This window comes from Pediococcus ethanolidurans (assembly GCF_001437405.1).
Classification (GTDB): domain Bacteria; phylum Bacillota; class Bacilli; order Lactobacillales; family Lactobacillaceae; genus Pediococcus; species Pediococcus ethanolidurans.
The window spans coordinates 1-9875 of record NZ_JQBY01000039.1 but is presented as its reverse complement, the minus strand read 5'-3'; the positions used below and the strand labels follow the sequence as shown (position 1 = coordinate 9875).

7 protein-coding genes are annotated in these 9875 nt (G+C 36.3%); 5 read left to right on the top strand and 2 right to left on the bottom strand.

The window, feature by feature from the left end:
* Positions 1 to 90 precede the first annotated feature (90 nt).
* Positions 91 to 966: an ROK family protein gene (locus tag IV87_RS10440; protein WP_057808033.1), complete on the top strand. Its 876-nt coding sequence runs from the start codon at positions 91 to 93 to the stop codon at positions 964 to 966.
* An 89-nt stretch (positions 967 to 1055) separates the two neighbouring features.
* Here IV87_RS10440 and IV87_RS10435 read toward each other — a convergent pair whose 3' ends face one another.
* Positions 1056 to 1460, bottom strand: a complete 405-nt coding sequence (locus IV87_RS10435) for an iron-sulfur cluster biosynthesis family protein (protein ID WP_057808031.1) — start codon at positions 1458 to 1460, stop codon at positions 1056 to 1058.
* 338 nt (positions 1461 to 1798) lie between these two features.
* Positions 1799 to 3994, bottom strand: coding sequence for a DUF6056 family protein (locus tag IV87_RS10430; RefSeq protein ID WP_057808029.1), 2196 nt, complete (start codon positions 3992 to 3994; stop codon positions 1799 to 1801).
* A gap of 1622 nt (positions 3995 to 5616) precedes the next feature.
* Here IV87_RS10430 and IV87_RS10425 point away from each other — a divergent pair.
* From IV87_RS10425 to IV87_RS10410, 4 genes are all read left to right on the top strand, one after another.
* Positions 5617 to 7065 carry an ABC transporter permease gene (locus IV87_RS10425; protein WP_057808027.1) on the top strand — a complete coding sequence of 483 codons (1449 nt, stop codon included), beginning with the start codon at positions 5617 to 5619 and terminating at the stop codon, positions 7063 to 7065.
* A gap of 34 nt (positions 7066 to 7099) precedes the next feature.
* The gene (locus tag IV87_RS10420; RefSeq protein WP_057808025.1) at positions 7100 to 7756 is read left to right on the top strand and encodes an ABC transporter ATP-binding protein; all 657 of its coding nucleotides are present in this window, start codon (positions 7100 to 7102) and stop codon (positions 7754 to 7756) included.
* A gap of 105 nt (positions 7757 to 7861) precedes the next feature.
* Positions 7862 to 8548, top strand: a complete 687-nt coding sequence (locus IV87_RS10415) for a response regulator transcription factor (protein ID WP_057808024.1) — start codon at positions 7862 to 7864, stop codon at positions 8546 to 8548.
* Positions 8548 to 9813 carry a sensor histidine kinase gene (locus IV87_RS10410; protein ID WP_057808022.1) on the top strand — a complete coding sequence of 422 codons (1266 nt, stop codon included), beginning with the start codon at positions 8548 to 8550 and terminating at the stop codon, positions 9811 to 9813. Before IV87_RS10415 ends, IV87_RS10410 begins: the two co-directional genes overlap by 1 nt.
* The last annotated feature ends 62 nt before the right edge of the window (positions 9814 to 9875 follow it).

Sequence of the window (9875 nt, the reverse complement as noted above, 5' to 3'; positions counted from 1 at the left end):
GAGATGTGTTTTGGACTTTCAACCTTTAGTTGTATAATAAAAATGTATCCGATTTCATAAATTAAAATATAAAGACAGAAGTGATTGAAAATGAGCAACATTGGATTGATTGATATTGGCGGAACCACAATCAAATTTGCAGTTTGGGATGGACAACGTTTAGTGGGTCACAATTCTCGAAAAACGCCAAAGACATTATCTGAATTTTATGAGATTTTAACAGCTGAAGTTACAAAAATGAAAACCCAATTTGAAATTTCAGGAGTTGGCATCAGTTCGCCTGGTGCAGTAAATAAAAAAACGGGTGTGATCGAAGGCGCAAGTGCCTTACCGTACATTCATAATTTTAAGATTCAACCTGAACTGGAAAAAAGATTTGATTTGAAGATTAGCATGGAAAACGATGCCAATTGTGCTGCCCTGGCCGAGCTGGTAGATGGTGCCGGCGTGGGTGCAGACAGTTTGTTATTTTTGGTGATTGGTACTGGAGTCGGCGGTTCTGTTATTATTAATCATAAAATTTGGCATGGTGCTCATTTATTTGGTGGCGAGTTTGGATTCACTTTATCTGATGACAAACATATTTTAAGTGAGTTGGGAACCTCGGTGAGAGTTGCCGAAAGATATAATAAAAAAACAAATGCGCAAAAAACTGGTAAAGAAGTGTTTGATCTAGCTAAGTCTGGGGATGCTATTGCTCAAGCTGAAGTGAACAAAATGTATTGGGCACTTGCAAAAGGAATCTATAATTTACAGTACAGTTTTGATCCCGAAAAAATTGTCATTGGTGGTGCAGTTTCAAACAACCCTGATTTAATTCCAAATATTGAACAAAATATTGAAGAAATCAGAAAACAAGTTAAAATTGCTTCAATTAAACCAGATGTAGTGGCTTGCAAGTATACGGACATGGCGAATTTAAGAGGGGCCGTTGTGGACTTTCAACAAACATATGGGGAGCTATGAAGCTTTGAAGTGATATTTGGATAATAGAATGAAACAAAAAGGATGGCAATCAGTGATTTGCCATCCTTTTATATCGGAATTTTAAATTATTAACAAATCTTGCCACCCAATTCAGACATTTCATCCTTCATAGCTTGTTTGTCTTTAGTAGGTGCTTGATAGGTATCTACAGTAACAGCTCCGTCAAGAACACCGCTATCATCAGTTAACCGTAACGAAGCGTTCTTATAATCAAGTGCTAAGCCATTACCAAGAAATGTGGTTTCTGGTTCAGCGGTCGTCATTGTAAACCCGGCGTTATTTTCTAATGTGACAGAATATTCTGGATCTTCCTGATCAGCCACAACTAATTGAAATTTATTTCCAATTGCACATGAGCCACCAAGTTTTGAAAATTTACTGGAACCATCATCCAATGCTAAAAATACGTGTTTACCAGCTGAAATTTTGTTTGCCAAGTAAGTTTCCGCTTGATCTTTAATATTAATCTTCATTAGATTTCACCATCTTTCAAAGTTTTGTTTTCTTAGTTACAGTAAGTATAATACAAGCTTACTATAAATAAGTAAAGCAGACTGCTCAAATTTTATTTTAAAAAAATTGTTGTTTTAATCTTGGTTTAAGGTTGAGACTTTATTATAAATATATTCATTAAGAAAGAGCATTTCAAGATGAAGATGAGATTTTTCATATGTTCAACTCCCCTGTGAATATTAACTTACATCAAAAGCTATTCAATTAGCTTAGAGACCGAATCATACCGCGAATGTGATTCGGTTTTTTTGTGTCTTTTTTGAGCCAATTAATTACTAATTGCATATAAAAAACCATCCTAGTTATTTTGCTTTTTATTTTGATAATAGGCAATAAGTGAGTCCCAAATAACAAAAAGTATGCCGCCGATAATCAACCACCGTGATGTAGGATTAAGGACCAGCCGCTGCCAAAGTGATCGCTTGTAAACTGGAATTTTTAAGGTTCGGATACCAGCCGCTGGCATGACTACTGTTGTGGGTTGATCACTTTTCATGCGATAGCCAAGCGGGGCAGCTAGTTTAAAATCAGCTCCGGTTTTAACTTGAACGAAAACCTGTTTAACTAATTTTTGTTTTTGTAAATAGTTGATGGTGACACCTTGTAAACTAGGTTTTACCCAGATAGTTATCTTTGAAGTGGTTCGATTGGTAAATTTGTATGAATTAGGAGCTCCCTTTTCCGTTGTATAACCGGCAGTTGATGCTTTGCTGATATTAATTGTTTGGCCAACCTTGCCGCTAATTGATTCAGTACCAACAATCTTATTGTTCTTTTTAATGCGATAAATTAATTTTGCGTGAGTTTGTTTTGCAACTCGTTTTACTTTAATCGTGATGGTTTGATTAGCAGCAGTTGTGAAAGTATAGCTTTGTGGATTTTTAGCAAGAGTAGTGTAACCATTCACTGAGGCATGACTGATGTCAAAAGTACTTCCCACATAACCACTAATCGGTTCGGTTCCAACTTGTTTGCCCGTTTCATCAATATAACGTAGATAGGCTGTCTTCATAGTGGTTGCTGCGTGCACAGGTACGGCATGCCCAATCTTTAAAACTTGACTGTGAAAACGAGTTAACCATTGATAAGTTTTCCAAGTTATACTTTGTCGATTAATCTTGACTTTAGCTGGTGGAATTGTGTTGTCAACGGTAATCGACTTTAGACCGTAATAACGTGCCATCCAAGCGTTAAACCACTGTTTGTTAGGATTTCCAGGGCTGACATAAGTTGAAGAGAGATACATATTGTGATCGTCAGTAACCGGTGGCATACCCGGAACTTTAGCGTGCATAATGCCATGTTTGTGATCATAGCGCGCAATTGTATCGCCGGCCTTCCAGTAGGTAAACGAAGTATAATTAGATTTCACAGCGTTGTCATAAATTGGAATACTGATAAAGCCGATAATTATAGTTGCAATAATTGGTAGTAAACGTGGTAACCAAAATGATTGTCTCAGTTTGGCGTGATCGGACAATAAATTTAAAAGCGCAATAATAAAGTAAATATTGGGACCAAAAAATACACGACTTAGAATCTGAGGTGAGACGATCAACGCCACGATTCCTAAAAAACCGCCAATTCCATAAAGGACACCAGCTAGGTAATTTCGTTGATCGTGCCAGTTAAGGGTGTGATCATAAGCATGATGTTGCCCATACAGATAAACGGCTAATAGAACCAGAATTAAAATTAAAGTTCCGGAATATTTAAGGGTGTCAGTAATTAAACTAGCAATATCATATTGATCCCCGCGAACAGCGACTTGATTTAATCCGGAGATAACCAAGATACTAAAACTTTCCGCTCCTGCAATACCACCAGCCCATTTCCAGGCAAGTTGACTATTTTTCCAGTCGAAAACAGTAAAGGCAAAGGCGACGAACAATGTCAGTGGGGCTGTGTTTTCGTTAGTTCCGCCAGCCAAGAAACCAAGAACCAGCATACCAATAAACATCAGGCGCGGATGTTTAGCGTGATAATTGAAACGATAAGGTAGTAGAAAAGTTAAATAAACTAAAGCGACCCACAGATAATTGAAGCCACCTGATAGCCACAAGATTGAGGTGCCAAAATCCGGTAAACATACCCACATTAAAGCAAAAGTCAAAGCTAGGTAACTGACGCGAAAATTTTTGAATTTTCCAAAGACATGAACGTTAATTAACAGGCCAACCAGTATATAGACGATGCTGTTAGCAATGTTATAAACAGACTTTGGAAACTGCATAAATAATTGCACACCAGTATGAGCAACAAAACGGCCATTATTAATTCGTGTGTGAATTTGAATTGATTGAATTAGGTCTAAGAGGTTATGAATACCACGCAGATGTTTGGTGGGCCATTCACCTTGAAAAAAGAAATGATACAAATAATCATCAGCCGAGTAACCGGTGTAGTCATTCAGTTGTTTAAATAGGATGTAGACAAAAAAGATAATTAGACTAAAGCCAAGAATTCGTCCCCAAAATAGCCATTTTTTATTCATGATAAGCTTCACCTACTCAGCTCATTAGCCGAATTTAATATTTCATTCAATTGTAGCATATAGGAATACGGTCAGATAAATAGATTACATCTAAAGGTTGAAAGCACAAAAATGTATCTAATTACCTGACACAAAAATGTTCATAGTAACAAAATTAGATTAAAATGCCGTCTTCCAGCAAATTTGGGCTGGAGCGTAGTGGGCACGACTTAGAGCCGAAATGCACGTCTCTAAGCTCGGCCTTTATCTAAGCGAAACCCACTAAGATAAATGTCACTACTGAGCCCATTTGCTTCCAGACTAAGTCTAATCTTTGCAATCAACACATCGATATAAAAGTTATTATATCAATGTTACTAAGCATTATTTAACATCCAACGTTCTTAGTCCGGAGGCGATTGGTCTCAGGGGTGAAATTATCCTTAGCAATTCATTGCTTAGGATAAGGCCGAGTTTGAAGACAAGTGTACTTCTTAGCTTCAAATCGTGCCCACCCCGTTCCAGACCGAGTGAGCCGCAGGACGGCAGTTAAACTATTTTTTGGAGCCTAAGTCGTTTAACAGCAGTTATTGAAGCGTTTTTGATACTTCAACCTTTAGATTACATAAAATATAGTTTTTAGGCTCTTAAATATTTTTCAAAAAAAGTTTTGCTTTTTAATCTTGATTTAAAGTTTGGCAATTAAGATGAATTTATTCATTAAGAAAGAAGTGATTTTTTCAAAACCTTCCAAGTTNCCGCAGGACGGCAGTTAAACTATTTTTTGGAGCCTAAGTCGTTTAACAGCAGTTATTGAAGCGTTTTTGATACTTCAACCTTTAGATTACATAAAATATAGTTTTTAGGCTCTTAAATATTTTTCAAAAAAAGTTTTGCTTTTTAATCTTGATTTAAAGTTTGGCAATTAAGATGAATTTATTCATTAAGAAAGAAGTGATTTTTTCAAAACCTTCCAAGTTTTGGAAGAAGATGGATATTTTCCATATGTTCAACTCCCCTGTAAAAATTAACTTACATCATTGAAAGCTATCTAATTAGCTTAAAGATCGAATCATACCGCGAATGTGATTCGATCTTTTTCTTTGGTTCTAAAAAAGAATTTAAATTATTTTGTCTTTTAATCTTGATTTAAAGTTTAGGTTNAAACCTTCCAAGTTTTGGAAGAAGATGGATATTTTCCATATGTTCAACTCCCCTGTAAAAATTAACTTACATCATTGAAAGCTATCTAATTAGCTTAAAGATCGAATCATACCGCGAATGTGATTCGATCTTTTTCTTTGGTTCTAAAAAAGAATTTAAATTATTTTGTCTTTTAATCTTGATTTAAAGTTTAGGTTTTAAGATGAATTTATTCATTAAGAAAGAAGTGATTTTTTTCTAACCTTCCCAAGTTGGAAGAAGATGGATATTTTCCATATGTTCAACTCCCCTGTAAAAATTAACTTACATCATTGAAAGCTATCTAATTAGCTCAAAGATCAAATCATACCGCGAATGTGATTTGATCTTTTTTTGATTATTTTTGGTCGAGCAAAAAATATTTCTTCCTATGAGAATCCTTAATCTTCGTTTAACCTAATTTGCGTAAGATAGAATTATCAATTCAAGGAGATGAAAGAATGAATTATTTAAAACGTTCAATGCTTTATTTGACCCATAAAAAAGGTCAAAGCTTGTTATTATTGTTGATTATGTCAGCAATTTTGGTTTTTGTATTATCAGGAATTATTATTCAAAATGCTGCAGTTTCTGCGACAAACAGTGTGACAAAATCGGCGGGAACCACAATTAGTGTTTCCGCTAATCGAAATAAAATGTTTTCAAAAATGCGTTCAAGTTCATCGAAGTCTAAAACGAAGACGATCACAACGCCTACAGTTTCCAATACAAAGATTAAAGAGGCAGGTAGTTTAAGCACAGTTGCTTACTATAATATTACGAACACAGCCTCAGTTAACGCAAGTTCATTTGATACCGTTTCAACGTCAACTGGTTCACAAGGCGGCGGTATGATGAAAGGTGGCTCTGGTGCCTCAACCGGAAACATTACAATTGATGGTGTTTCAAGCACAAAGTTAACTTCATCATTCATCTCTAAAGAAGACAAAATTGTTTCGGGACGTAATATTACGTCAAGTGATGCCAATACTAAGAATGTCGTAATTGAAAAAGAATTGGCAAGCTCTAACAGTATTAAAGTTGGCGATACAATTACAGTTAAAATGACGACTTCGGGCAAAAAGAAGATCAAGTTAAAAGTTGTTGGTATTTATAAAGCTAAGTCAACAAGTTCTAGTGGTATGCCTGGAAGTGATCCAAGTAACACGATTTATACCAGTTATACATTACCAGCAACAATTACGGGTACAGAGGGCAAGTCAAGTACAGTGACCTATACACTCTCAAATTCAGCTAAAGAAAAAGTAACAACTAAAAAAATTAAGAGCATTATTAACAGTAGTTCATTTAGCGTAAGTTCAAACGATGAAAGTTATCAACAATTATTACAACCAATGAAGAATGTTCAGTCGTTTGCAAAGAAAATTGTCTGGTTGGTAGCAATTGCTGGAACCATCATTTTGGGATTGATCATTATTCTGTCAGTCCGCACACGACAAAGAGAAATTGGTGTTTTAGTTTCACTAGGTGAATCAAAACTAAGAATTATTGGGCAGCTTTTCTCTGAACTGTTTGTCATTTTGATTGGTGCAATGGTTATTGCGCTTCTCCTAGGAAACTTTGTAGGTAATAAGGTAGGAAATCAATTATTAGCCCAACAGGAAACAACGTCAGTGTCATCGACATCAGGAGCCAACGGTGGACCTGGTGGTGGCGGTGGTGCACCTGGATCCAGTCAAAACGGTGGTATGCGTGGTGGCGCAATGACATCACAAACCACAACGAGTGCAGCAAATAAAAAAGCATTGAAGACGTTGAACACAAGTATTAGTCCAAGTTCAGTAATTAAATTGGGTGGTATGGGCTTAGTTATTATTGCTCTAGCTGTTTGCGTTGCTGCCATTAGTATTTTGAGGTTGAGACCGAAGGATATCCTAATAGGTGAATAAACACTAAAGGTCAAATAAACAAGGAGTTGAGTGAATGTTAACAGTAAAAAATCTAACCCATTGGTATGGACAAGCAGACAAACCGCTTTATGAAAATGTGGATTTGAGCTTTGATTCAGATAAAGTTTATACGATTGTTGGGGCCTCAGGATCTGGAAAAACAACTTTCTTATCTTTTATAGCAGGTTTGGACAAACCACAAAAAGGTGATATTTTCTTAGATGGTAAAAACATTAAAAAAATCGGGGCAACAAATTATCGTAAACATAAAGTAGCTATTGTGTTCCAACAATATAATTTGTTGACTTATATGTCAGCTTTAGATAATATTTTGACAGCTTTATCAGTAACTGATTCCGGACACAAAGGTGAAAAACAATATGTGCTGGATTCTCTGAAAAGTGTTGGAATTGAGGAAGCTGATGCTAAAAAGAATGTGCAAAAGCTCTCAGGGGGACAACAACAACGGGTGGCCATTATCCGTGCGATGTTAGTGGATGCAAACATTGTAATTGCTGATGAACCCACTGGAAATTTAGATGGTGAGAATTCTGCGATGATTATCAAACTGTTTCAAGATTTGGCACATGAGCACCACAAAACCGTTATTATCGTAACCCATGACCCTAAAATTGCGGATCAAGGTGATGTCAAAATTAGTTTAGAAGATCGAGAATTTGTTGTTGCGTAATACCAAAAAGTTGAAAATGGGGTTAGGACAATATTATTCTTTGTCTTAACCTCATTTTATAGGTTAAAATGGTAATGAAATAAAAAAAGAAATTAGGGATGCAGGATGACAGACATTGTAAAAATTTTATTAATTGAAGATGATCATCAGCTTTCAGACAGTGTACGTGACTTTTTGGTTGATATTGGTTCAGTCAAGCAGGCGTTTGATGGTGAAGAGGGCGAATACTTGGCAACTGAGGAGCCCTATGATCTGTTCATTGTTGATCTGATGTTGCCGTTAATGAATGGCCTAGAAATTATCAAGAATATTCGTAAGGAAAAGATCGAAACACCAGTGTTGGTTTTGACAGCCAAGGATAGTTTGGAAGATAAAATTACTGGTTTTGACACTGGAGCTGATGATTATTTGACGAAGCCGTTTCATCGTGAGGAATTGATTGTGCGTGTGAAGGCATTGCTCAAACGAAGTGGTGTGTATCAAGACGATAAGCGCTTGATGGTCGATGATAAGATGTGGCTAAATACGGAAAATCGGCAGGTCACGGTTGATGGAGAGCCTCTTAAATTGGTAGGTAAAGAGTATGAAATTTTGGCCTACTTAGCGCAGAATAAAAATATTATTGTGTCGCGTGAACAGATTTTTGATCGCATTTGGGGAATGGACTCCGATACAACGATCAACGTGGTTAACATTTATATTAGTAATCTTCGACGTAAACTAGAAAAGGCAGGTCGTCCCAAATTGATTCAAACTTTACGTAATGTAGGGTTTCTTTTGGAAGTGAATTAATGGATAAAATTGTAAATCGAAAGCAACAAATTAAGTTATTTCTCCTTGAGTTTTTCAGTTTTTTAATTGTGTTTTCAATTTTGGGAACGATCCTTTTTGTGTTTTATCAGCGCAACACGTATACGAGTATTGATAATACGTTGAGTCGACGGGCAACCATGTCAGCGAATAGCACAAACATGATGGGGCCACCTGATTTTCAAACAATCACAATTTATTATAATGCTAAAGGAAAAATTGTTAATTCTCAAAATTTAAGCAATATGTCGAGTACGGTTGCTAAAATTAAAGTTAATAAATCAGAATTAAATAAGATCTATAACATTGAACTTGGCAGCGTAACTATGCGTGGTGTTTATTTGAAGGTAAACTCGCAAATGATGGTAAACCGTCAGGGTAAGACGTTGAAAAAAAATCTACAGCCTAAATATGCACTGGTTTTAAAAAATATTACACCAGAAATTCAAAGTATTAACCGATTTAAAAATCTCTTGCTGGCGTCTTTGATCGTGTTTGGTTTGATTGTGTTTATCATTAGTTATATTATTTCACGAATCAATATGAAGCCGGTTTTAAAGGCGTGGAAACAGCAAGAGGAATTTGTGGATAGTGCGGCACATGAGATTCGTACGCCGCTAACTATTATTCAAAATAAGCTAGAAGGTTTGATGACAAAACCGAATGATACGATTAAGAATCAGGTTGGGGCCATTATTATGTCGTTGTCGGAGATTCGTCGGTTAAACGGATTGACGAGTGACATGCTGACGTTGGCGCGTGCTAATTCTAATGTTATTACGTTGGATAAGGCACCGGTAGACTTTTCAAGTTTTATGAGTGAGATTTTGGAACCGTATAAAGATTTGATTAAGAGCGAAGACAAAAAATTGGTGACAGCAATTGATGTGAATAAGCCAGTTTTGGTGGATGCAAAGCGGGTGCATCAGTTAATTGTTATTTTGTTGGATAATGCAATTAAGTACACGCCTAAAGGGGCAACGATTACGGTAAATAGCAATATTGAGAATCGAAATCTAAAAATTCAGATTTGCGATACGGGAATTGGAATTAGCGATAAGAATAAGAAGTCGGTTTTCAAGCGATTTTATCGAGAAGAGAAGTCGGGCAATAAGCAGACAGGTGGTAACGGATTGGGATTGTCGATTGCGGAGTGGATTGTTCGTGCGCATAAGGGAAAGATTAAGGTGACGGATAATCCAGGTGGTGGAACAATCTTTACGGTGTTGTTGCCGGTGGCGAAATAAAGAAGAGTGCTACACAAGGCGAATAGCTTTTGAGCATTAGCCTAGATAACTGAATGATTCGG

Excerpts from the sequence above, each read along its gene's own strand:
- IV87_RS10430 (WP_057808029.1), bottom strand. The coding sequence starts at position 3,994 with ATGAATAAAAAATGGCTATTTTGGGGACGAATTCTTGGCTTTAGTCTA.
- IV87_RS10410 (WP_057808022.1), top strand. The coding sequence starts at position 8,548 with ATGGATAAAATTGTAAATCGAAAGCAACAAATTAAGTTATTTCTCCTT.
- IV87_RS10435 (WP_057808031.1), bottom strand. The coding sequence starts at position 1,460 with ATGAAGATTAATATTAAAGATCAAGCGGAAACTTACTTGGCAAACAAA.
- IV87_RS10440 (WP_057808033.1), top strand. The coding sequence starts at position 91 with ATGAGCAACATTGGATTGATTGATATTGGCGGAACCACAATCAAATTT.
- IV87_RS10420 (WP_057808025.1), top strand. The coding sequence starts at position 7,100 with ATGTTAACAGTAAAAAATCTAACCCATTGGTATGGACAAGCAGACAAA.
- IV87_RS10415 (WP_057808024.1), top strand. The coding sequence starts at position 7,862 with ATGACAGACATTGTAAAAATTTTATTAATTGAAGATGATCATCAGCTT.
- IV87_RS10425 (WP_057808027.1), top strand. The coding sequence starts at position 5,617 with ATGAATTATTTAAAACGTTCAATGCTTTATTTGACCCATAAAAAAGGT.